Source organism: Acinetobacter johnsonii, from assembly GCF_048551975.1.
Taxonomy (GTDB): Bacteria; Pseudomonadota; Gammaproteobacteria; order Pseudomonadales; family Moraxellaceae; genus Acinetobacter; species Acinetobacter johnsonii_A.
Map to the genome: position 1 here is coordinate 1 of NZ_JBIMCF010000137.1, position 307 is coordinate 307.

The window sequence follows — 307 nt, forward strand, 5'->3', positions numbered from 1 at the left end:
CTTACGTGGTGCACGCTTCGTTGCAAACTTTAATGGTTTGATCGTTGTTGTACAGTTAGGTGTGATTGCTTACTTCACGTGGATGGTTTACAGCTTACTTGCTGGTGGCGTCAACGCAGATGGTACTTTGGTCAATGCTCAATATCAGTTATGGAGTTTAGAGCCATTCTGGAATGAACTTACTACACTGGGTCCCCTAATGACTGGCGCGACTTTACTGTGCTTCTCCTTCACAGGTTTTGACTCGCTCAGCTCGCTTGCAGAAGAAACAAAAGATACCGAGAAAACACTCCCTAAAGCGATTTTC

1 protein-coding gene is annotated in these 307 nt (G+C 45.0%); it reads left to right on the forward strand.

Annotation, left to right across the window (positions count from 1 at the left end; all coding sequences use genetic code 11):
* Positions 1-307, forward strand: a 307-nt coding sequence (locus ACG9ZB_RS16960) for an amino acid permease (RefSeq protein WP_419326819.1), incomplete at both ends; no start/stop codon positions are given.